The following is a 22,034-nucleotide window of genomic DNA, read 5'->3' on the forward strand; positions in this document are numbered from 1 at the left end:
GAGAGAACGGGGAAATATCATGCAAATCGGTTCTATTGTCCGATCCGTGCACATCGCCGTGCCACAAGGCGCGCGCGGCATCGTCATGCGCATCCTCGGCGACATGGCAATGGTGGCGTGGTACGCCGGCGAACCCGGTGCGTCGCTCCAGTTGAATACTGAACCCTTCTTTCTTGAAGATCTGATCGATACGGGCGAGCAGGTACGCCCGGCGAGCGCGCAGATGCACTGAACGCGGGTTGTGCCCGCACCGCTGCCCACCTTCGGACCGGGCGGGGTGCGGCCGCTCTCGTCATTGTGGACGGGGCGGCGCACAATGCGGGCATGAACGACGACACTCCTGATCAAGAGGGCGCTGCTTCAAGCACCGCGCCTTTCGCCCGGCTCACACCGGAATGCGTGCTCGACGCCATCGACGGCGTACTGAGCACCGCTGGCCAGCGCACCGACGGCCGCATGCTGGCCCTCAACAGCTACGAAAATCGCGTCTTTCAGGTGGGCGTCGAAGACGGCCCGCCGGTTGTCGCGAAGTTCTACCGGCCCGAGCGCTGGACCGACGAGGCAATACTCGAAGAGCACGCGTTCGTGGCGGACCTCGCCGCGCGCGAGATTCCTGCCGTGCCGGCTCGCGCATTCGAAGGCAGGACGCTGCATACGTTCGATGGCTTTCGCTTCGCGATTTTCGAGCGACGCGGCGGGCGCGCACCCGATCTGGACCGGCGTGACACGCTCGAGTGGCTCGGGCGCTTTGTCGGACGTATTCACGCGGTGGGCCAGACGCAAAACTACATCGCGCGACCCACGCTCGACATCCATACCTTCGGCTACGAACCGCGCGACTATCTGCTCTCGCAGCGCTTTGTTCCGGACGACGTTCGCACGGCATGGGAAACGGTGGTGAATCTGGCGCTGGAAGGTGTCGAGCGTGCGTTCGAGCGCGCCGGGGACGTGCGCGCGCTGCGCATGCACGGCGACTGTCATCCGAGCAACATACTGTGGACCGACGCGGGCCCGCATTTCGTCGACTTCGACGACAGCCGCATGGGACCGGCCGTACAGGATCTCTGGCTGCTGCTGCCCGGAGAGCGTGTGGAGGCCTCGCGGGCGCTGACCGATCTGCTCGCGGGCTACGAAGACTTCTGCGAATTCGAGCCGCGCGAGCTGCATCTGATCGAGGCGCTGCGTACGTTGCGGCTCATTCACTACTCGGCATGGCTCGCGCGCCGTTGGGACGATCCGGCATTTCCGGCTGCGTTTCCGTGGTTCAACACGCAGCGCTACTGGGAAGACCGGATCCTCGAACTGCGCGAGCAACTCGGTGCGATGCAGGAAGGACCGCTCTGGCTGGTGTAGGCGATCTGCCGGTTCCGGAACATCCGGCGGCATTAGTGGCCGCGCTGGCTTTGCTGGCTTCGGCGACCGTCGCCGTCACGCTCACCGCATCCAGCTTACGGCAAGCGGGATGCGACGCTCGCCCCATCGAGACTGGACCGCACGATCACCTCCGCCCGCACGTCGCGTCCAACCGCTTCCATTGCAGGACGCATCTGCGCAAATTCTTCGGGCGAACAGACGTCGCTGTCGAAATGCGTGCTGCCGTCGCGCGACACCTTGATGATGTTGGTCTGCGCATCGAACGTGTACTGGGAGCGGAAGTCGAGGAAGCGGTCCTGCGTCTGTGCGGGTTCAGGCACGTCGAGCACGCGGAAATTCGGCGGCAAGGTGATCTGCGCGCGTTCGTGCAGTTCGATGTTGCGGCAGACGAACGGCTGTGTCCGCTGCCGCTCGCCGAGCCAGTAGCGCGTATCGGATTCGAAGCCGCCGGCAAAGCTCGTCAATGCAGGAATCGACGCCGCCGCGCCCGGAACGACAAGACTCTCCAGCGTGCCGCGCATCGTGATCGACAGCGGGCCGTCGGTTGCTGCGAGGTTGCTGGTGGAGAGTGTCGCCGCGCCGCGCAAGTTGGCGTTGCGTAATTCCGCCTGCAGCGATTCCTCACGCTGCGCGGGCGTCTGCAGGCGCAGCATCGTGCGGCCCTGCTCGGCGGCCCAGCCGGCGGTTTCCAGTGTGTAGACGAAGGTCGCGGAGCCGTCCGGCTGCACGGTGATCGCGAGATCCGTGCTGCGCGTCATGGGCGCCGTCGGCGGCGTGCGCGCGAGCACGCCTTCGTTGACGAGCAACGCGGGCCGGTTCATGTCGGTCGACGGCAGGAAGCCGAATTCGACATTCGGCGCTGTCGAGTCGGCGTACAACTGCTGGTCGGGCAACCAGTTAATGACGTGATTGATGACGCCGTAGCCGGGCACGGACGGCAGCGAATAGATCGTGCCGCTGCTGATCAGCGCCGGTTCGTTGGGGATGCCGACCGCATCCAGTAGCGCGCCATACAGTGAGACGTGATCCTTGCAGTCGCCATAGCGATACGCCAGGACGTCGCTCGCCCGATGCGGCACGACTGCGCCGCGACCGACGTTCACTGCCACATAGCGCACGTTCTTGCGCACCCAGTCGTAGAGCGTCTTCGCTTTGGCTTGCGGCGTGGCGTCGTTCGCGGTGAGCGTGCGGGCGAGCCGGACGACGGATGGGTCGGCTGCGCTCGGGTCGACTGCCGACGCGCGGTAGGTCGCAGCGAAGGACGAATAGTCGGGAAACGTCGACACCATCAGCCGGTCGCCGTACGTCACGTACGCAACCGAGCCGTATTCGAGCCGGCTGAAATGGGCCTTTTCATAACGGAATTCGTAGCGCGTGCGGCCACCTTCCGTCACCGGCGCAATCGTTGTGAAGCCGCGCGCGTCGGCGTAAAGCGGTTTGCCGGCGGGCAGGTTGTAGATCAGTTTGAAGTTGTGCGTCGGCGCGAGATCGGGCGGCGTGAAGTCGCTGAAATGGCCCGGTACGATCGGTACCTTCTGCGTCTTCCTGTACGTCAGATGAACACGGGTGCCGGGTTCGACAGCCGGGAATACGATCACCTTTTCCTGGATGTCCTGAAACATTGGTGCATCGAATGACCGGGCTTCCTGCACGTCACGGATCTGGTCCGGGCGCACGTCGTGGCGCGCGCCATCCGCGCCAGTCGTGTACGCCTCGAGGATCTCGACGTTGGCCATGTTGCGGTCAAACCAGATGTACTGCTGCGCGACCCGTGCCACACCCGCCTCGTTGTTCACCATAAGCGTCATCGAATCGAGTTTGGTGAAAGAGCCGTCGTCGTTGACAGTGAAAGTCTGCGTTTCGCCTTCGTTGACGTACGGCTCGAGCGGTGGGGCCGGCTGGCTGGAGGCCACGACGCGGGCGCTGAAACAACAAGCGAGTGTCATGATGCAGACGGGCAGGAAGGAGCGCATGGCGTGTTCTGGCATCCAGACGAACTGCATAGGGGTTCGTAATAATTAAAGGTGCGCCCAACCCATTGTCAAGCGGCCATCGCGCATTGCGATAGAGGCGGCATTCAACCCGCGGCCGGTGTCCCTGTCGCTGCCTGTCATCAATCGTAATTCGCGTGCACCGTTGTGCAGAAGCGGTCGATTGAGAAAATCGCCTGCCTATGTAATGATAGTCGTTCTCATTTGAAAGGCATCGCCAGCCACTGTCGCATTTCTCCTCTGTGACTGCCAGCCCGCCCGCCTTTGCCGGATGTGGCCGCCGTACCGTTTCCGCCCGCCCGTCAACCCACAATCCATCCCATTCAATGCCGGCGACGCGTCATGCGATGACGTGCGCGTGCTAGCTGTGTGCCATTAACCCGCTGCGTCTGGAGCCCGATGTGAACGCGCCTGAAACTTTCGACCGACAATCAGCCGCGGATGCGCGCGCGACGGGCTACAGCGGATCTGCCGCAGAGCCACCTCACCCACTGATGGACGATGCACAACAGGCGAGCCGCAAGCAGCGGTCGCGGCGCTCGACGTTCATCAAATGGCTGCGCAAGGTGCACGGCTGGGTCGGGCTGTGGGGCGCGGTGCTCGGACTGATGTTCGGGTCCACCGGCTTTTTGCTGAACCATCGTGCGGGGCCGCTGAAAGTGTCGACGGGTGAGCCGCAGGTCGAGCAGCTGCAGATCGCGCTGCCGGCGCGCGGCAGCTTCAAGTCGCCAATGGACCTGGCCCACTGGCTCAAAGGTGAGCTGAAGATCGATGGCAAACCGGGCAGGCCGCGCCGCGAACCATCGCATCCGGTCGCGTGGGGCGACCACAGCGTCGTGCAACCTGAATTCTGGCAAGTGGGTATCCTGGGCCCGAAACAGAGTGTGCAGGCCGAATACTGGGTCGGCAACGGCTACGTGGCGGTCAAGCGTTCGGAAAACTCGTTTCTCGGCGTGTTGACCAACCTCCACCGTGGGGTTGGGCTGAGTATCGGTTGGGTGCTGCTCGTCGATACGATCGCGGGCAGCCTGGTCCTGCTGTCGCTGACGGGTGTGCTGCTGTGGACCGAACTGAACAGGCGACGCACTGTTGGCGTTGTACTGGTACTCGGGTCGGTCGCTGCGGCGGTAATGGCCGGGCTGATGTAGGCCCCTCTGATATATCTCAGGATCACCCACATTTTTCGTGAGCCAACTTATTCGTCTTGCCTGAAGATGCGATACATCTCGGTGATCTCGTGCAGGACGAGAAATCCACGCCACATGACGGTGGGACCGGGTGGGTGGTCATGCTTGCGGTTCAGGTACCCACCGAGTTTTGCAATCCACAGCACGACCTCACCGAGTGAAGGTATTGCAGTCGGTGGTTTTGACGTGCGATGGGTGCGGCTATGAAGCGCGCGCCATTCGTCTGGTTGCAGAAGGACTTCGCACGACAGGTCCGGATCGGCACGACCCAGCAACGTCGCGTACATGATGCGCCAGCTGATCACCGCAAATAGCGCGGTCGACCGTACGAACCGCTCAAGGTTGCCGAACTGACGCTTTTCAATGCTGCAGCCACTCTTCAGTACGCGGTGCCACGACTCAATCGTCCATCGGCGGGCATACCAGCCGAGTCGTTCAAGGGTGTCCTCAAACGTGATCGTCGGCACGGAACTGAGCAGCATCCATTCGAGCGGCTCGATGTCCGCCGGCGGCGTGGTTTCAAGGGCGTGGATCGCATAGACTGTGACCTCGGCGAGCCGGGATGAAGGCCGTTGCGGAGGCCTCAGTCGCACTGGCGTACACCGCAGTGTCAGACGGGCGACGCGCCTGGGTTGATTACCCACTGGCGGGACCTGTAACTCCGTTTCGCCCAGCGGGGCGGTCGCGGCAACGGCCTCCCAGAGGGAGTGCTCGGGGTTGACGGTCTTGCGATCCGACTTGGCTCGGATCAGCCACTCAACGCCTCGCGGACGCTCGGCCGTGAACACTTCGTAGAGGTCGCTTTCCCGGTCACCGATTCCAATCACCAGGGTCTCGGGACAGCGTGCCTTGAGGGCGCCCAGATGCGCGATGCCTTCGAGCCACTTGACGCTCTCCTTGTCTGCAACCGGAAGGTGCTTTCTCTCCTGCTTCTTGCCTAATTGCGCGTCGGGTCGCACCCAGGTCTTCATACCCAGCACACCCAGCGGCAAACCTTCTGGCGTGACGGCCAGCAGGCTGTGCAGCATGAAGCCGCGCGAAGCGTTGCCCGTGCCGTAGCCCAGTCCTTCGGTCGCTTTGAGGTGGCTCAGGTTGAATTCGGTCGTGTCCTGCACCGCAAGCACGACCGGTATGCGGGTCATGCGCCGCAGGGTCTGTTCAATGTGCGGAGCAAGTACGCCATCCGTATCGACCTGTTCGTTGTCGAAAAAACGATAGGCTGCCTTGAGCTCGGCGGCATTGAGCGAGCGCGGGAATGGGCAATCAGGACTACTTGCCAACCGTCGCGCCAGCGCGACCAGTCGGCTCGTCAAACGGGCATCGCCCAGATTGGCCGCACCGAATTCGGTATCGGCCCAGTCAGCGTTATCGTCTATGGAAGGCAACGGCGTGTCGTTTTACAGGCAATACACGCAAGTTAACATCGCCTGACTCAGTTTACAAGCGCGATTCAGCGAAAAGATGTGGGCAATCCTGAGCTGATATATCGGGCCACATGCATGAACGCTCGCTGAACGGCGCGACGCGTGTTCGCGCCGTTTTCCTGTCTACTATCGCTTCTGTCAGACGCTGCAGGCGGCACCGCCGCTTGCGGCGACTTCCCGTGCGGCCTTCGCACCTTCTACCTGCAACAGCGTCGGTAGCGAGACCCCGTTCTTTGCCGCGGTAACCTCGGCGAGAATCGACACAGCGATTTCCGGCGGCGTGCGGCTGCCGATGTAGATGCCCACCGGCCCGTGTAGCCGCGCCAGTTCGGCGTCGTTCAGATCGAACTCCTTGAGCCGCTCGCGCCGCGCCGCGTTATTACGCCGCGAGCCCAATGCGCCCACGTAGAACGCCGGTGTTTTCAAAGCTTCCATCAGCGCGAGGTCATCGAGCTTCGGATCGTGCGTCAGCGCAATCACGGCGCAGCGCTCGTCGAGCTTCATATCGAGTACGGTGTCGTCGGGCATCGTGCGGACGATCTTCGTACCTGGGATATCCCACTCGTCGGTGTATTCCTCGCGCGGATCGCAGACTGTCACCTGATAATCGAGCCCGACCGCGATCTGGCACAGATAGCGCGACAACTGTCCTGCGCCGATCACGAGCATCCGGTAGCGTGGACCGTGAATCGTCAGGAGGCGCTTTTCGTCGAAATCGACGCCATCGGTGGCGAGCGCCGGGCCGAGGCGTGCAGTACCCGTCGTCATGTCCACGGTGCGCGCAACCAGTTGCCCGTTTTCCACCGCCTCGCACAGTTCGGCGATGCCGCTGTCCTTCGAGAGCGGTTCGAGCACGAGCTGGATCGTGCCGCCGCAGGGCAGGCCGAAGCGATGCGCCTCTTCCGCCGTGATGCCGTATTTGACCGCTTCGGGCAGGGTCTGCTCGATGCCGCGCTGGCGTACGCGGTCGATCAGGTCGTCTTCGATGCAACCGCCCGAAACCGAGCCGACCACGAGACCGTCGTCGCGGACGGCGAGCATCGCGCCCTCGGGACGCGGCGACGAGCCCCATGTTTTCACCACCGTCACCAGCAGTGCGCGATGTCCCTGCTCGAGCCAGCGTGCACTGGATTTCAGGACTTCGAGATCCACGCTGTCCATGATTTCTTCCTTTTCGTCTGATCTTCACCGGATGCAGTATCCGGCGCAACCGACGATTCTAGCGGTTCCGCTGTGGCCGCAACTGCGGTAGGGGTATCGGCGGTGGTGCTGTCCGCGGCACCTTCGCCCGTTACCTGCGCGGTGAAGCGTTTGAAAAACTCTCCGGCGAGCTTGCGGGCCGCACCATCGACGAGGCGCGAGCCGATCTGCGCGAGCTTGCCACCCACCTGAGCCGTCGCGGTGTACGACAGCTTCGTCGCGTCCTCGCCGTCAGGTTCGAGCGTGACGTGTGTCGTGCCCTTGCCGAAGCCGGCCACGCCGCCGTGCCCTTCGAAGACGATCGTGTAGGTGTGCGGCGCGTCGATGTCCTTCAGCTCCATGCGGCCCTTGAAGCGCGCCTTCACCGGCCCGACCGATGCGCTCAGGACCACTTCGTAGCGGTTTTCGCCATCGGGGTCGATGCTGTCGCAGCCCGGAATCGACGCCCGCAGGATCGCCGTGTCGTTCAGCGCCTCCCACGCTCGCAATTGCGAAACGGGCAGCGTATAGCTTTCGGTCAGTTCCATCGGCAGCCTTCTCCTTGTATTGTGGCCATTCTGGTGGCGCGGGGTGCGCTCGTCAGCAGCGCGAGATCGCGGCCGAATGCGGCGAGGCTTTCCAGATTATGGACCGGGAGATGCGCGTCGACATGCGGCAGCATCGCCTGTACGCCACGCGCCTTCGGCGTGAAACCGCTGTAGCGCAGGAGCGGATTGAGCCAGACCACGCGGTGTGCAAAGCGATGCAACCGGGCCATTTCGGTGTCGAGCACATCGATGGCTTCGTGATCGAGGCCGTCGGTCACGAGCAAGGCGGTTGCCCTGCCGGTCAGCACACGCCGTGCCCAGCGCCGGTTGAATTCGGCAAGCGCCGCGCCGATGCGCGTGCCGCCAGACCAGTCGACAACCTGCCCGGCAATTGCCGCAATCGCGACGTCGGGATCGCGTTCGCGCAGCGTGCGGGTCACGTTGGTAAGACGTGTGCCAAACAGAAACACCTGCAGACGTTCGCGTGACTGCAGCAACGCGTGGCAGAAATACAGCACGGCGCGCGAGTAGCTGCTCATCGAGCCGGAGATATCGAGCAGCAACACGAGCGGCGGTTTGCGCTCGACAGCTTTGCGGTATTTCCAGACGGTCCAGTCGCCGCCAGCCCTCACGGCGTGGCGCGCGCTTGCGCGCAGGTCCGCGTGAGTGCCGCGTGACGACGCCTTCAGGCGACGCGTCGGCTCGGTCGCGAGCGGCAGGCGCTGGCCGCGGATCACATGGCGAAGGGTGCGCCATTCGTCGGCGGTGAGCGTGTCGAAGTCGCGATGGCGCAGACGCTCTTCCGCGCTGAAGGTAACGTGCGCGTGCAGTTCCTGCTGTTCGGTCTCCTGGTTCTTGTGGCCTTGCTTCGACGCCGGCGAACGTACGGCGAGTGCGTCGGCGAGCCGGTTGTTGCGGCGCGGAGGCGGCATGCCGTTGAGTACCTTCGGCAGCAGCAATGCGCGCAGCTTGCCTTCCCAGTCTGGGTCGCGCCAGAAGAGGTCGAACGCGGCGTCGAACAGTTCGCGCTCGTCCGGCGCACAGACGAGCAGCGCGGCGAGCGCGGCGCGCACATCGTCGCGGCGGCCGAGGTCGATCCAGCGCAGCGCCGCGAGCGCGTCCACCGCCTGGGCGGGGGACATCGGCAAACCGGCGCCACGCAGTACGCGTACGAAGTGCACCACGTTGCGTGCGAGCGTCGGCCTATCGGCGGGCGAGGCGGGCGCGGCGTCGGGTGTGGCAATCGCGGCCACCGCGGCAGCCAGATCGCGCGGGGCGGCTGCCGTGGGCATGCCAGGTTCTGGCTTGCGGGACATCATCGTCATTCCGGCACGGCGAGGCATTGCGCGATCTGCTCAGCGTCGATGCGCGCCAGGTCGTCCTGGTACTTGAGCAGCACGCCGAGCGTATTCTGCACCGATTGCGGATCAAGCTCGGTGACCGACAACGCCGCGAGCGCGCGACACCAGTCGATCGTTTCAGCGATTCCCGGCGCCTTGAACAGGTCCATGCCGCGCAGACGATGCACGAAGTCGACCGCGCGCCGCTGCAGGTCGGCGGATGTTTCCGGGGCGCGCGCCGCGACGATCGCCAGTTCGCGGTCACGGTCCGGATAGCCGATCCACTGATACAGGCAGCGGCGTTTTAGCGCGTCGTGGACTTCGCGCGTGCGGTTCGACGTCATCACGACAAGCGGCGGCCGTTCCGCGCGCACCGTGCCGTACTCTGGAATCGACACCTGAAAATCCGATAGCAGTTCGAGCAGGAACGCTTCGAAGGGCTCGTCGGCGCGGTCGATCTCGTCGATCAGCAGCACGCGGCGCGCACCGGGGTTGTGCTCGTCGGGCATTAGCGCCTGCAATAGCGGCCGCTTCAGGAGGAATTCACCGCGGTAGAGCGTGTCATTATCGGGGCGCTGGCCGGCGGCTTCGGCGAGGCGCAGCGCCATGATCTGGCGCGGATAGTCCCATTCATACAGCGCGCTTGCGGTATCGAGCCCTTCATAGCATTGCAGCCGAAGCATCGTCGTGCCGAGCATGCCGGCTGCGGCCTTCGCGAGTTCGGTCTTGCCGACGCCCGGTTCGCCTTCGACGAAGAGCGGCCGCTCCATGCGCAACGCGAGATAGAGCGCGGTCGCGAGTTCCCGGCTCGCAAAGTAGCCCTGTGCGGTGAGCTGGTGGAGGGTGGCGTCAATTGAATCAGGCTGCATGGTGTTCCTGCACAGCGGTAAGGCGAATGGCCCGGACGCACCGGGCCACAGTCATTGCGCGGGCGGCGCATGGCGAATGACGCGCGGCGATCGATGTGTGACGTGAAGTGAATGTCGATCGTCGCGCGGCAATTCGCGTCGTCAGGCGCCGTTCGCCTTCGCTACGGCACGCGCCGCAAGCACCGGAATCAGATGCGCGCGATATTCGGCGCTCGCGTGCATGTCGGTGTTGAGGTCATCGGCGGAAACGCTTACGGCGCGCGCTGCCGCCGGCGCGAAGTTCGCGGCGAGCGCCGCCTCCAGCTCCGTCGCGCGGAACACCGACGCCGCCGCGCCCGTCACCGCCACCCGCACGCCGTCCGCGCTTTTAGCGACGAAAACACCGACCAGTGCGAAGTGCGACGCTGGATTGTTGAATTTCTCGTACGCGCTACGCTCGGGTATCGGAAACTCGACGGCGGTGATCAGTTCGTCAGGCTCCAGCGCCGTCTCGTACATGCCGACGAAGAAATCGTCGGCGGTGATGCGTCGCCGGTCGGTCACGATCGTTGCGCCGAGTCCGAGCGCGGCCGCGGGATAGCATGCCGCCGGATCGTTGTTCGCGAGCGATCCGCCGATCGTGCCGAGCGCGCGCACCTGCCGGTCGCCGATACCTCCGGCAAGGTCCGCGAGCCCCGGTAGCACGCTCCGGATGTCGGCATGGCTCCCGACATCGGCATGGCAAACAGCTGCACCCACGGTCACCGTCTTCGCGTCCACCTTGATCTCTTTCAGCGCGGCGATCCGCGTGACGTCGATCAGTTGCGAGGGCTGGGCGAGACGCAGGCGCATGGTGGGCAGCAGGCTCTGGCCGCCCGCGAGGTACCTCGCCTCGCTGTCCGCGTTCCGTGCCGCGACGGCGGCCTTCGCATCGGCCGCGCGTTGATAGTCGAATGCATACATGTCGGCTTCCTCCGCTTACGTCTTCGGGTTTTGCGCGGCGCGGATCGCGGACCACACGCGATGCGGCGTCGCCGGCATTTGCAGGTCGGTCACGCCAAGCGGCGCGAGCGCGTCGATGATCGAGTTGATCACCGCCGGTGGCGAGCCGATCGCGCCCGCCTCGCCGCAGCCTTTCACGCCGAGCGGGTTGTGCGTGCACGGCGTGCCTTTGGCGGTTTCGACGGTGAAGTCCGGCAGATCGGATGCGCGTGGCATCGCGTAATCCATGTAGGAGCCGGAGAGCAGCTGGCCGCTCTCGTTGTCGTACACGCAGCGCTCGAGCATCGCCTGGCCGATGCCCTGCCCAAGGCCGCCATGCACCTGGCCTTCGACGATCATCGGATTGATCACGTTGCCGAAGTCGTCGACGGCGGTGAATTTCTGGATCTGACTCTCACCGGTATCCGGATCGACTTCGACTTCGCAGATGTACGCGCCAGCCGGGTAGGTGAAGTTGGTCGGATCGTAGAACGCGCTTTCGTCGAGGCCCGGTTCGAGCTTGTCGAGCGGATAGTTATGCGGCACGTAGGCGGCAAGCGAGATGTCGGCGAACGCCTTGGTGCGGTCCGTGCCTGCGACGCGGAATACGCCGTCCTTGAATTCAATATCCTCGGCCGCGGCTTCGAGCAGATGCGCGGCGATCTTTTTGGCTTTCGACTCGATCTTGTCGAGCGCCTTCATGATCGCCGAACCGCCCACTGCAATCGAGCGTGAGCCATACGTGCCCATGCCGAACGGAATGCGTCCGGTGTCGCCGTGCACGACCTCGACGCTTTCGAGCGGAATGCCGAGCCGGTCCGCGACGACCTGTGCAAAGGTCGTTTCATGTCCCTGGCCGTGACTGTGCGAGCCGGTGAAAACGGTGACCGAGCCGGTCGGATGCACGCGGATCTCGCCGACTTCGAAGAGCCCTGCCCGCGCACCCAGCGCACCTGCGATGTTCGATGGCGCGAGGCCGCAGGCCTCGATGTAGCACGAGTAGCCCAATCCGCGCAGCTTGCCATTCTTCTGCGATTCCTGTTTGCGCGCCTCGAAGCCTTTGACGTCCGCAAGTTCGAGCGCGCGGGCGAGGCAGGTTTCGTAGTCTCCGGTGTCGTAGGTGAGACCCACGGGCGTCGCGTATGGGAAAGTGCGGATGAAGTTGCGTCGGCGGATTTCGGCCGGATCGAGCTTCATCTCGCGCGCGGCGGTTTCGACGAGGCGCTCGACCACGTACGTCGCTTCCGGACGGCCCGCGCCTCGATACGCATCGACGGGCACCGTGTTCGTGAACACCGCCTTGACCTCGGCGTAGATCGCGGGCGTCGCGTACTGGCCGGCGAGCAGCGTCGCGTACAGGATCGTCGGAACGCTGGAGGCGAACGTCGACAGGTAAGCGCCCATATTCGCGATCGTGTGGATGCGCATCGCGAGGAATTTGCCGTCGGCGTCCATCGCGAGTTCGGCCTTCGTCACATGATCCCGGCCGTGCGCGTCGGAAACGAAGGCTTCCGAACGTTCCGCAGTCCACTTGATGGGACGACGGATCTTTTTCGAGGCCCACGTCAGTGCGACATCCTCGGCATAGAGAAATATCTTGGAGCCGAAGCCGCCGCCGACATCGGGTGCGATGACCCGCACCTTCGATTCCGGCAGCGCGAGCACGAACGCCGCCATCAGGAGCCGCTCGACGTGCGGGTTCTGGTTCGCGACGTAGACCGTGTAGCTGTCGTCCTGCGGCGACCAGCTCGCATTGACGGCGCGCGGCTCGATCGCGTTCGGGATCAGACGGTTATTGATGATGTCGAGGGTGGTGACGTGGGCGGCTTTGGCGAAGGCGGCGTCGGTGGCGGCCTTGTCGCCGTGGCCCCAGTTGTAGCAGACGTTGTCGGGCACCTCGTCGTGGACAGCCGGCTGGCCGGGGTCGGCGGCGTGCGCCGTATCGACGGCCGCGGGCAGCACGTCGTAGTCGACGTCGATCAGTTCGAGGGCATCTTTGGCCGCTTTTACCGAATCCGCGATCACGAGCGCAACCTGGTCGCCGACATGGCGGACCTTCGTATGCGCGATCACAGGATGCGGCGGCTCGTTCATCGGCTTGCCGTCGATGCTGTGGATCAACCAGCCGCACGGCAGGCCGCCGACGTTATCCGTTGCGAGGTCCGCGCCGGTAAAGATGGCGGCGACGCCGGGCGATTTCTTCGCGGCGGCGGTGTCGATACTGTTGATGCGCGCGTGGGCGTGCGGCGAACGCAGAAACACAGCGTAAGCCTGCTGCGGCAGAACGATGTCATCGGTGTACTGGCCGTTGCCGGTGAGGAAGCGATAGTCTTCCTTACGCTTGACGGAGGCGCCGATGAGGCTATGCGAATCGGGTGCGTTCATCGTGGGCTCCTCAGGCGATGGCTTTGGCGGTCGCGTTTGCGCCTGACTTCATGCCGGCGGCGCCTTCGAGCACAGCCTTCACTATGTTGTGATAGCCCGTGCAGCGGCAGAGGTTGCCGTCGAGATGCTGACGCACGTCGGCCTCGGTGGCATCGGGGTGAGTCTGGACCAGCGCGGTTGCGCTCATCACCATACCTGGCGTGCAGAAGCCGCACTGAAGACCGTGGCAGTTACGGAACGCGGCCTGCATCGGATGGAGTTCGCCGTTGACGGCGAGGCCTTCGATCGTGGTGACATCGGCGCCGTCGGCCTGCACGGCGAGCATGTTGCACGACTTGATCGCGCGGCCGTTCAGGTGGACGGTGCAGGCACCGCATTGGGCGGTGTCGCAGCCGATGTGGGTGCCGGTGAGGCGTAGCTGATCGCGGAGAAACTGGACAAGCAGGATGTGAGGCTCGACTTCGGTGGTCACGGGCGCGCCGTTCACCGTCAGACTGATGCTGATCGCCATGGACTGTCTCCTTGGGGGGGATCGAGACCAGCACGAAGCTCACATTTTTCCACTACCTGTTCCGACTGCCCTGCTGTGAGGTTCGTACGGTTCTGGTTGTTTTTTATGCTTGCAGCGAAAAGTAAAGCACAAATCGGGGGCAGGGGCTATTGGGGGTAGCTGCTTTCTTTTTTTGGGTTCTGGTTTTGTTTGGTTTTGCCCTGGGTTGGTTGCCTTTCCTTGTTTTGCTTTTGGTTTATTGGCGTTGCCCCTGCGCGGGGCAATGCTCTCAACTTAAGCCTCAAAGAGCTTGTAAACGAGGCATTGGCCCTGTAAACTTCATTCAATAACTCCCTGATAAATCAACGATATGAACTCAAATACCAGCGTCCTCGCGGCTTCTGTCTGAGTTCTCCGATTTCCTGTTCGACCCGGCGCTCGCCGATCGCGTGCGTCGTTCTCCCCGCGCCTTTACCCGCAATCGCATACTGACCTTGCCGCGCATGGCCGCGCTGATGATGTCGGGCATGTGTGCCAGCGTGCAGGCCGAACTCGACGCGCTGTTTGGCGCACTGGACGAGCGCGGCGGCCGTACCCGCGCGGTCAGCGCACAGGCTTTCAGCAAGGCGCGTCGGGGACTGTCGGCCGAGCTGTTCGAACTGGCCCGCGCTCACCTGATTTCGCTGGCCCAACCCCATATCGATTCGATGCGCTGGAACGGCCTGAGGCTGGTCGCCGCCGACGGTAGCCGCCTGCGTGTAGGCACGCGTCGCGGCCATGAACTGCGCGCCGATCACTTCGCGTTTGCGCTGTTCCTGCCCGGCCCCGAGCTGACGCTGTACGCCGCGCTCCATCCCGCCGACGGCGCCGAGCGGCAGATGCTGTTCGAAGCGCTGGACGTGCTGCAGCCGCATACCGATCTGCTGCTGCTCGATCGCGGCTATATCGGCAACACGATGGTGGCCACGCTGGCGCAGCGCGAGATCCCGTTCTGCATGCGCGTCGATGCACGCAACTGGAAGTGCGTTGCCGACTTTACCCGCAGCGATAAAGCCGAGCGCATCGTGACGCTGGATGCGCCCGGCGAGCAGGATGCCCGCGACTATGAACTGGCGCGTACGCCGAGCACCGTGCGCCTGATACGGGACGTCACGCCCAGCGGTCGCGTGCGTGTGCTGATGACCTCGCTGCTCGACGGCCAGCGATATCCGGCTGCGTGTTTCGGGGCGCTCTATCATCAGCGCTGGCGCGTCGAGGAAGCGTTCAAACGCCTCAAGCACCGGCTGCGACTGGAGGCCGTGACAGGGCTCGATTACCTGGCATTGCAGCAGGACCTCGGCGCAAAAATCCTCGCTGACAACCTGTGCACACTGCTCAGCGACCTTGATGCCTCGCACGACGATGAATGTGCCAGCCGTCCTAACCGGGTGTACGCACTGGGCGCACTCAAGCCCATCCTCGGCGCGTGCCTTCTGCGCGTCCGCCACTGTCTGGATGGCCTCGCCACGGTACTTGCGCTCATCCACCAGAACCGATGCCGCATCCAGCACGCACGCTCCTATCCTCGACCGCCCAGAAAAGCCAAGCCCCATTTCCATCTCGCGTACAAGCTCGCTTGATCGAATGGGGCTTAAGTTGAGAGCATTGCTGCGCGGGGCGGCACCTACTTTTCTTTGTCCCCCAAGGGGACTTCCTTCGGGGCGTCTTCCAAAGAAAAGTAGGCAAAAGAAAGGCGCTTCGAAATGTTTGCTCTTCGGGGTGCATCGCTAACGGGGAATGGCAATCCATAAAGTGTCGCCCTCGCAGGGGACCCGACATTGGTCCGACGCCAGACCATCCCTCGCGCAGTGCCGCTTGTGACAAAGCACTCATCCATCCGACTCCGCGCTACGCGCGTCGCCGATCGGCATAACACCCGCGTTGCCGCCTCGTCACTTCGACAGGCTTGCCCGCCAACGCGACGGTGAGCGGGGCAAACCGCCGGGGTGCAAACGGCACCCTGCCGGACGAACCCATCCGTGACGCACGTAGTGCGGAGCGGGATGAATGAGCCCTTTGTCACGGGCTGAACTGCGCGAGGGAAGGTCTGGCGTCGGACCAATGTCGGGTCCCCTGCGAGGGCGACACTTTATGGATTGCCATTCCCCGTTAGCGATGCACCCCGAAGAGCAAACATTTCGAAGCGCCTTTCTTTTGCCTACTTTTCTTTGGAAGACGCCCGAAGGAAGTCCCCTTGGGGGACAAAGAAAAGTAGGTGCCGCCCCGCACAGGGGCAACGCCAATAAACCAGAAGCAAAACACGGAAAGGCAAAAAAACCGAGACCAAACAACCACAACACCAAACCGGTGAACCGAGCAAACCCCGTCCGAAGGACAAAAGAATCACCGTCCTTCATGTGCGAGCCTGGAATGCCGCCTTGAATAACCAAAATAGACAACCATCCCGATCAGCAACCAGATCAGGAACGCGACCCAGGTAATGAGCTGGAGGTTAGCCATAAGAAAAAGACAGGAAGCGACAGCAAGCACAGGCACAACCGGCACACCGGGACAGCGAAACGCCCGTGGCAAATCCGGATGCGTCCGCCGCAAGATCAGCACAGCAATGGAAACCATCGAGAAAGCCGCTAGCGTACCGATATTGATCACTTCAGCGAGCACATTCAGTGGCACTAGGGCGCCGATCAACCCGAAAAAGATCCCGACGATCCAGGTCGTCAGGAACGGCGTAGCAAACCGCGGATGCACGCGCGACAGCGCCGCAGGCAGCAACCCATCCCGCGACATCGCGAAAATGACCCGCGTCTGCCCATAGCCCATCACGAGAATCACGGTCAGCATGCCCAGCACGGCGCCGAGATCGATGAATCCGGCAACCCACTTCTGTCCTGCAACCTGCAGCGCATACGACACGGGGTGCGAAATATTGGCGAACTGCGCCGACGGCACGATGCCCGTCACCACCGCGGCGACCGCCACATACAGCACGGCGCAGACACCCAGCGAAGCGATGATGCCGATCGGCAGATCGCGTTTCGGATTCTTCACTTCCTCTGCCGCCGATGACACCGAGTCGAAACCGATAAACGCAAAGAACATCACCGCCGCCGCGCCGAATACGCCATGCCAGCCGTTCGGCATAAACGGATGCCAGTTCGCCGGCGTGACGTGGAATACCCCGACCGCGATCACCAGCGACACGACCACCACCTTGATGGCAACCATGATGTTGTTCACACGCGTCGATTCGCGCACGCCAATCGACAGCAGTGTCGTAACGGCCATCATCACGAGAAACGCAGGCAGGTTGAAGAGCGTTTCGTGTCCCGGCAGCGCGCCCGGGGCCGCCGTCAGCGCGACTGGCAGCGACAGCCCGAACCCGTCCAGCAACGATTGCAGGTAGCCCGACCAGCCCACCGACACCGCCGACGTCGCGAGCCCGTACTCCAGCATCAGGTCCCAGCCGATGATCCACGCGGCCAGTTCGCCGAGCGTCGCATACGAATAGGTGTAGATCGAGCCGGCGACCGGGATCGTCGAGGCGAACTCGGCATAAGCCAGCGCGGCAAAGCCGCAGGCAACAGCCGCAATCAGGAAGGAAACCATCAGCGCCGGGCCGGCTTCTACTGCGCCGGTGCCGGTCAGCACGAATATGCCGGTGCCGATGATGGCGCCGACACCGAGGAAAGTCAGATCGAGCGCGCCTAGCGCCTTCTTGAGTCCAGCGCTTTGCGCGCCGGCGAGCATGTGTTCGACGTTTTTCTTACGAAAGAGGGACATTGGCGAGGTCTCTGTGAAGCACGCGTATTTGCGCGCCGAATGCCGGGAAAACCCTGGATTCTAGCGGATGCGTACACGGATTCCTCTGGAGCTGCGCAGCAGAAGCGGCCAGGCGCGGAACGGAAGACTGCCGGATCGCCCAATTCTGGGGCATGTGTTGTCGAGACAAGCTGCGGCGAAAACAGATTCCGCTCAAGGCGCTTGGCAGATGGGTGGGAAGCAATCTGACTGACAGGTCGCGATCCGCGCGCGGTTGATTGCGTCATCGATTGCGCAATCGATGACGCGAGCTGGACGCTCTGAACCGGACCGTTAACCGGCCATCGTCGGATTAAGGTCGACGAGCCGATTGCTCATCACATAGAACGTCAGCTCGGCATTATTGCTTAGCTTCATCTTTTCGAGCAGGCGCGTCCGGTACACGCTGACCGTCTTCACCGACAGCGACAGCGTATTCGCGATGTCAGTCAGGCGCTTGCCCGATGCGAGCATGCACAGCGTCTGGTACTCGCGGTCGGAGAGTTTCTCATGCGGCAGCTGTTCGCCGTCGAACGAGACGTAATCGGCAAGCGCCTCGGCCATCGCCGGGCTCACGTACTTGCGGCCCGCCGCGACCTGCTGGATCGCGGCGATCATCTGCGCGGCATCGACCGTCTTCGACAGATAACCCGATGCGCCCGCCTTCAACGCCCGGACCGCGTACTGATCCTCGCGGTACATCGAGAACATCAGCACCGGCAGGCGCGGCACCTTGCGTTTGATACGCTTGAGCACCTCGACGCCGTTCATGTCCGGCAGCGAGATGTCGAGCAGGACCACGTCGTACGCATGTTTCGCGACGCTCGTGAGCGCCTCGCCGCCGCTTTCTGCCTCGGCGACTTCATGCGCAACTTTGCGATCGATCAGCAACTGGCGGACGCCCTGGCGGACCACGACATGGTCTTCAGCGATCAGGATGCGCAGGCTCATGGTTGGCGGCTCACGATGACTGGACGCGGCGCGCGGCCGACGGCACCGCCGTCAGCATCGCGTCCCACGCAAAGCGGGCGCTCACTGTGGTGCCCCGAGCGTGTTTCCTGCCGCTGCGTCCGGTTCCACCGCCCGAGACGCATAGCTTGCCGTCGAATGTTTCGCAGCGGGCGCGCATGCCGGTAATCCCGAAGCAGCCACGGTGACCAGGGCGTTGCCGTCTACGGGACGGCAGGCCGGAGCCGTCGTCGCTGATCACGAGTGTCAGATACCGGCGGCTGGTTTCGAGGCGCACATTCGCGCCCGAAGCCTGCGCATGTTTCGCAACGTTGTTCAGCGCCTCCTGTGCGACGCGGAAGACGGCCAGTGCGGCATCGGCCGATAAACAGGTCAGCCGCACATCAGCGGCGCAGATGAGACTGGTTCGTAGCCCGGTGCGCCCGGCGAAGTCCTCGACCCATTGCGACAACGCACCGACGATGCCCGCATCCAGCTGCGGACCGTGCAGTTCCGCGACGGCGCGCCGGATCGCGTCGCACACCGCATCGAGCGAACGGTTTGCCACGTCGAGCGCGGCTGCGCATTGGGCGGGGGCATCGGCGGGCAGCCAGGTGTCGACGCTCGCCAGCGCAAAGCGCGTGGCGGTCAGCTCCGCGCCGACGCCGTCATGCAGTTCGCGCGCCAGATGGCGGCGCGCCGCCTCCTGCGCGTGGGCCAGCTCGCCGGCGAGTTCGCGCACACGGGCGCGCAGGCGCGCAAGTTCGCGCCCGGCCGCTGGCGGCGCGTCGTCGTTTGGCCGATGCAGGGGAGCGGCGAGGGAAACAGCGGGGGAGGAAACGTCAGAATGAAGGTCGGGCGCGGCCATGCCGAGGGCGTCCCGCGCGACGGGAAGGGGCGTATTCGCGTTAATCGGTATGACAATCGACGTATCCATGACTCTCCCTCTCAGGAAGCGGCTTCGACAGCTAACCGTGCGCGCGTCGACCACCCGAAAACAGAGGCACCGGTGCGAGCCTCCGACCTCTCGATGGATCCGGCGCGACCTCCGCGCGACGGATAATCGCTACGCTCAGACGTAACGAAATTTACATTCAGTAACAAGAAAGCCGGTGTTCTGGCACGTTTGTTCTGCTTTCGATGCTGCGCGGCGATGATATCTCAAAAAAAGAAAAAATGCAGACCCACCAAGGGTTAGCGCTGCTTTTTCATGCAATGGTTGACAAGCGTGCGGGTGAGGCGTGTAGGAAGAATGCTGACAGCTTAAGGTAAGTGTCAGTCGCGAATTTGTAACGTAAATCCGGCTGACCCGAACATATGCACAATGCCTGCAGGTTTTGGGGGTGGAGCGCGAAAAACAGGCGCAAATAGAGGCCGGAGCGCCAGGCGGAAAATGGCGTCAGTTGTTGTTTCCGGAAGATATTCACGTCCGGAAAACAAAAACCGGAGCATCGCGCTCCGGTTTAGAGTGTTGCTGGCTGGCAACCAATAGGACGCCAGCGTGAGGCTGCGCTAGCCCACGAACGCCTTCTCGATGACGTAGTGGCCAGGCTTGTTGTTGCTGCCTTCCTGGAAACCCAGCCCGTCCAGCAGTTCGCGCGTGTCGCGCAGCATGTGCGGGCTGCCGCAGAGCATCACGCGGTCGTTTTCGAGCGAGAAATGCGGCAGATCGAGGTCTTCGAACAATTTCTTCGTTTCGATCAGTTCGGTGATACGGCCGCGGTTCTGGAATACCTCACGCGTCACCGTCGGGTAGTACACCAGCTTTTCCTGGATCAGTTCGCCCAGATGCTCGTGCGCCGGCAGGTGGTCGGTGATGTATTCCTTGTACGCGAGTTCGTCGACGAAACGGCAGGTGTGCGTGAGCACCACTTTCTCGTAGCGGTCGTAGACGTCCGGGTCCTTGATGATCGACATGAACGGCGCGAGGCCCGTGCCGGTCGACAGCAGCCACAGCGTCTTGCCGGGCAGCAGGTTGTCGGCCATCAGCGTGCCGGTCGGCTTCTTGCCGATCAGGACCTGGTCGCCGACCTTCAGATGCTGCAGCCGCGACGTCAGCGGGCCGTCCTGCACCTTGATGCTCAGAAATTCGAGGTTTTCTTCGTAGTTCGCGCTTGCCATGCTGTACGCACGGATCAGCGGCTTGCCTTCGACTTCGAGGCCCACCATCGTGAACTGGCCGTTTTCGAAGCGGAAGGACGCATCGCGCGTGCAGGTGAAGCTGAAAAGCGTATCGGTCCAGTGATGGACGCTCAGGACGGTTTGTGGATTCAGGTTGCTCATGGCTTCTGGGATAGTGCGAAAACAGGGGCTGCTGGACAAACGCGCCGGCCAGCACAGCAAGGGCGAAAGAGCGCAAGCCCGCCTGCTGCGAACGATGCGCAATCTGCTATTTTACCGCGCCTGCTTCCGAACGGTGGCGGCGCGGCGTTTTGCGCGCGGTGAAACAGATTTCGCAGGCTTTTCCGGCACCGGGTACGGCAGGAGCGGAGGTCTGGAACGCAAGCGCAGCAAGGTGCGGCCAGGAGTGCAGCAAAAGTGCGAGGGAGGCGCTCAAACCGCGCAGCGGAGGCGGCTATCCGGCGTCTGGAGCCAGCGCTGACGGGGCGCTCGCTCGTACAACGACGTGTCGATGATACCGAATCCCGCGATGCGCCGCAGCATTGACCCTGCTGACGGCAGGTCAACTTGGCCTGAAAGCAGGTTTCTTCAGGGCCGCCGAAGTGTGGCGGCAAGCCGCCGCTGGGCACATCGTTGTCGCACCAGGCCGGCTCACGAATCAACCGCTTGAGGACATGGCAGGGGCGACGCTACAGGGCGTGCCCGCCAATCAGGTCCACCGCCGCGGCCCGCTCAGCTTTCCGCCGCCAGCTTCGCCCCCAGGCCGACGAGCACCGCGCCGCACAGCCCGTCGATCGGCCGACGCAGGCGGCGATAGCCGCGCTGCGTGCGCTCGGTGGCGAACATCAGCGCGACGCTGCCGTACCAGCCCGCCGAGAGCGTCGAGATCATCGCCAGCACCACGCCGTAGAACCATAGCGGCGCGTGCTGCGGAAACGTTGTCGCGAAGACGCTGGTCCAGAACACGCACGATTTCGGATTCGTGAGGCAGGTGACGAGGCCTGTGCGCCACGCGCGGAAGTGGGCGGCCGAATCGGCCGCAGGCGGCGGCGTGTCCGCGATGACCGGTGTTTCGCCGCGCTTCGCGCTGGCTCGCAGCAGCTTGAAGCCAAAATAGATCAGGTACACGGCGCCTCCGATGCGGATGCCGTTATACAGCCAGTCAATCTTTTGCAGAACGGTGGCAAGACCGAGCATCGCGAGGGCCGCCCAGATCGTCGATGCGGTGCCGACGCCGAGCGCCGACGCCGCGCCCAGCCGCCGCCGGCCAGCGAGCGACAGCTGGGTGATCATGAAGAAGTTCGGCCCCGGACTCATCGCCGCGACCAGGTAGACGACGGCGATCTGCAGCAGGATCGGGAGATAGTGATAGGACATGTCGTTTCGCAGGATGAAGCCCGAGGGTCATCGGGCGCGCGGG

Annotated in this window: 18 protein-coding genes; 4 read left to right on the forward strand and 14 right to left on the reverse strand. The window is 63.5% G+C overall.

The genetic code is table 11. The annotated features are described in order from the left end of the window. The first annotated feature begins 19 nt into the window (after positions 1-19). Both B0G77_RS07325 and B0G77_RS07330 read left to right on the forward strand, forming a co-directional pair. Positions 20-232 carry a hypothetical protein gene (locus B0G77_RS07325; RefSeq protein ID WP_133661514.1) on the forward strand — a complete coding sequence of 71 codons (213 nt, stop codon included), beginning with the start codon at positions 20-22 and terminating at the stop codon, positions 230-232. A 92-nt stretch (positions 233-324) separates the two neighbouring features. Beyond that, on the forward strand, positions 325-1,353 hold the full coding sequence (locus B0G77_RS07330; protein WP_133661515.1) for a serine/threonine protein kinase: 1,029 nt from the start codon (positions 325-327) through the stop codon (positions 1,351-1,353). Positions 1,354-1,448: 95 nt separating this feature from the next. Here the strand turns inward: B0G77_RS07330 and B0G77_RS07335 are convergent, their stop codons facing one another. Further along, a complete protein-coding gene (locus B0G77_RS07335; RefSeq protein ID WP_243750952.1) occupies positions 1,449-3,377 on the reverse strand; it encodes a DUF3857 domain-containing protein in 1,929 nt (642 codons plus the stop codon). Positions 3,378-3,766: 389 nt separating this feature from the next. On the opposite strand from B0G77_RS07335, the gene B0G77_RS07340 reads away from it, so the two are divergent. Beyond that, positions 3,767-4,513, forward strand: coding sequence for a PepSY-associated TM helix domain-containing protein (locus B0G77_RS07340; protein WP_133661516.1), 747 nt, complete (start codon positions 3,767-3,769; stop codon positions 4,511-4,513). A 47-nt stretch (positions 4,514-4,560) separates the two neighbouring features. On the opposite strand, the gene B0G77_RS07345 is transcribed toward B0G77_RS07340, so the two are convergent. From B0G77_RS07345 to B0G77_RS07380, 8 genes are all read right to left on the reverse strand, one after another. Next, a complete protein-coding gene (locus tag B0G77_RS07345; protein ID WP_133661517.1) occupies positions 4,561-5,937 on the reverse strand; it encodes an IS4 family transposase in 1,377 nt (458 codons plus the stop codon). Between the two features lie 177 nt (positions 5,938-6,114). Continuing rightward, on the reverse strand, positions 6,115-7,137 hold the full coding sequence (locus tag B0G77_RS07350) for an XdhC family protein (protein WP_133661518.1): 1,023 nt from the start codon (positions 7,135-7,137) through the stop codon (positions 6,115-6,117). Beyond that, complete coding sequence (locus tag B0G77_RS07355) at positions 7,110-7,703, reverse strand: carbon monoxide dehydrogenase subunit G (protein ID WP_133661519.1); 594 nt, start codon at positions 7,701-7,703, stop codon at positions 7,110-7,112. Before B0G77_RS07355 ends, B0G77_RS07350 begins: the two co-directional genes overlap by 28 nt. Then, the gene (locus tag B0G77_RS07360; protein WP_208116402.1) at positions 7,694-9,046 is read right to left on the reverse strand and encodes a VWA domain-containing protein; all 1,353 of its coding nucleotides are present in this window, start codon (positions 9,044-9,046) and stop codon (positions 7,694-7,696) included. The genes B0G77_RS07355 and B0G77_RS07360 overlap by 10 nt, the downstream gene beginning before the upstream one ends. Further along, positions 9,025-9,912: a MoxR family ATPase gene (locus tag B0G77_RS07365; RefSeq protein ID WP_133661520.1), complete on the reverse strand. Its 888-nt coding sequence runs from the start codon at positions 9,910-9,912 to the stop codon at positions 9,025-9,027. The genes B0G77_RS07360 and B0G77_RS07365 overlap by 22 nt, the downstream gene beginning before the upstream one ends. Positions 9,913-10,053: 141 nt before the next feature. Next, positions 10,054-10,854 (reverse strand): xanthine dehydrogenase family protein subunit M, encoded by an 801-nt coding sequence (locus B0G77_RS07370; RefSeq protein WP_133661521.1) that lies wholly within the window; start codon positions 10,852-10,854, stop codon positions 10,054-10,056. 15 nt (positions 10,855-10,869) lie between these two features. After that, positions 10,870-13,257, reverse strand: coding sequence for a xanthine dehydrogenase family protein molybdopterin-binding subunit (locus tag B0G77_RS07375; RefSeq protein ID WP_133661522.1), 2,388 nt, complete (start codon positions 13,255-13,257; stop codon positions 10,870-10,872). A gap of 10 nt (positions 13,258-13,267) precedes the next feature. After that, positions 13,268-13,768, reverse strand: a complete 501-nt coding sequence (locus B0G77_RS07380; protein WP_133661523.1) for a (2Fe-2S)-binding protein — start codon at positions 13,766-13,768, stop codon at positions 13,268-13,270. A 401-nt stretch (positions 13,769-14,169) separates the two neighbouring features. On the opposite strand from B0G77_RS07380, the gene B0G77_RS07385 reads away from it, so the two are divergent. Further along, positions 14,170-15,366 carry an IS4 family transposase gene (locus B0G77_RS07385; protein ID WP_133661257.1) on the forward strand — a complete coding sequence of 399 codons (1,197 nt, stop codon included), beginning with the start codon at positions 14,170-14,172 and terminating at the stop codon, positions 15,364-15,366. 763 nt (positions 15,367-16,129) lie between these two features. Here the strand turns inward: B0G77_RS07385 and B0G77_RS07390 are convergent. The 5 genes from B0G77_RS07390 to B0G77_RS07410 form a co-directional block, all read right to left on the reverse strand. Then, a complete protein-coding gene (locus tag B0G77_RS07390; RefSeq protein WP_133661524.1) occupies positions 16,130-17,527 on the reverse strand; it encodes an amino acid permease in 1,398 nt (465 codons plus the stop codon). Positions 17,528-17,839: 312 nt separating this feature from the next. Then, complete coding sequence (gene rqpR, locus B0G77_RS07395) at positions 17,840-18,496, reverse strand: response regulator transcription factor RqpR (protein ID WP_133661525.1); 657 nt, start codon at positions 18,494-18,496, stop codon at positions 17,840-17,842. Positions 18,497-18,506: 10 nt separating this feature from the next. Beyond that, positions 18,507-19,430, reverse strand: coding sequence for a histidine kinase (locus B0G77_RS07400; protein WP_133661526.1), 924 nt, complete (start codon positions 19,428-19,430; stop codon positions 18,507-18,509). Positions 19,431-20,005: 575 nt separating this feature from the next. Then, the gene (locus B0G77_RS07405) at positions 20,006-20,776 is read right to left on the reverse strand and encodes a ferredoxin--NADP reductase (protein ID WP_133661527.1); all 771 of its coding nucleotides are present in this window, start codon (positions 20,774-20,776) and stop codon (positions 20,006-20,008) included. Between the two features lie 570 nt (positions 20,777-21,346). Beyond that, complete coding sequence (locus B0G77_RS07410) at positions 21,347-21,991, reverse strand: LysE family transporter (RefSeq protein WP_133661528.1); 645 nt, start codon at positions 21,989-21,991, stop codon at positions 21,347-21,349. Positions 21,992-22,034 lie beyond the last annotated feature (43 nt).

The organism is Paraburkholderia sp. BL10I2N1 (assembly GCF_004361815.1).
Taxonomy (GTDB): Bacteria; Pseudomonadota; Gammaproteobacteria; order Burkholderiales; family Burkholderiaceae; genus Paraburkholderia.